Annotated in this window: 1 protein-coding gene; it reads left to right on the top strand. The window is 70.9% G+C overall.

The genetic code is table 11. The features are described from left to right. Window positions 1–122: 122 nt before the first annotated feature. On the top strand, window positions 123–1,153 hold a 1,031-nt coding region (locus ACFC2L_RS20195; RefSeq protein WP_375826125.1), incomplete at its 3' end, for an IS110 family transposase.

The following is a 1,153-nucleotide window of genomic DNA, read 5'->3' on the forward strand; positions in this document are numbered from 1 at the left end:
GGTCAGACGGTATGAGTAGCTCCCGGGTCGGCCCGGGTCGCGCGGGCGGGGCCTCGCTATGAAGGTCGTGGGTTACCGAGCAGATTGCCCTGCCCGGCCTATCCACATTCAGAGGAGGCCCCGTGTTTACCGAGCGTACGAGCGTTGGCCTGGACGTGCACGCACGATCCATCCGGGCGAGCGCGATCGACACGACCACCGGCGAGCTGGTGGAGCAGACCTTGGCGCCGGGCGAGGACTACCGGGGTGTCCTGGACTGGGTCACGCGGCTGCCCGGCCCGGTGGCGGTGGCCTACGAGGCCGGTCCGACGGGTTTCGGCCTGGCCCGGGTGCTGACCGGTGCTGGGTTCCGGTGCCTGGTGGCCGCGCCGTCGAAGATCAACCGGGCGCCCGGAGACCGGGTCAAGACCGACGCCCGCGACGCGCGCCTGCTCGCCCGCTTGCTGCGGGTCGATGACCTCACCGGCGTGGTCGTGCCCACGATCGAGCAGGAATCGGCCCGCGACCTGGTCCGGTTGCGGTTCGACAACCGTTCGGACCTGATGAGCGCCCGGCATCGGCTGGGCAAGCTGCTGCTGCGCCACGGGTACGTCTACGACGGCGGGCGAGCCTGGACCGGCGCGCACGAACAGTGGATGAACCAGATCCACTTCACCCACCCAGGCACCCGGGCCGCGTTCACCGAGTCCCGCGAGCTGGTGACCCACCTCGAGGCGCGCCGCGACCGGCTCGATACGCAGATCGGGCTCCTGGCCGCGGACTCCTCGTTCACCCCCGTGGTCACACGGCTGTGCTGCCTGCGCGGGATCGCGACCCTGACCGGGTTCGCCCTGGCTGTCGAGATCGGCGACTGGACCCGCTTCACCGGCTCAAGCATCGGCGCCTTCCTCGGCCTGACCCCGAGCGAACACTCCTCGGGCACCACCCGCCGCCAGGGCGCGATCACCAAGGCCGGCAACACCCACGCCCGCCGCCTGCTCATCGAGTCCGCCTGGCTGCACAAGCCCCGCTACACCGTCGGCAAGGTCCTGCAGGAACGCTGGAACCAAGCCTCACCCGCCGCCCGTGAACGCGCCGACGCCGGCAACCGGCGCCTGCACCACCGCTGGATCCGGTACGACGCCCACGGCAAGAAGCACACCGTGGCCACCAC

It is taken from the genome of Cellulosimicrobium sp. NPDC055967 (assembly GCF_042269845.1).
Taxonomy (GTDB): domain Bacteria; phylum Actinomycetota; class Actinomycetes; order Actinomycetales; family Cellulomonadaceae; genus Cellulosimicrobium.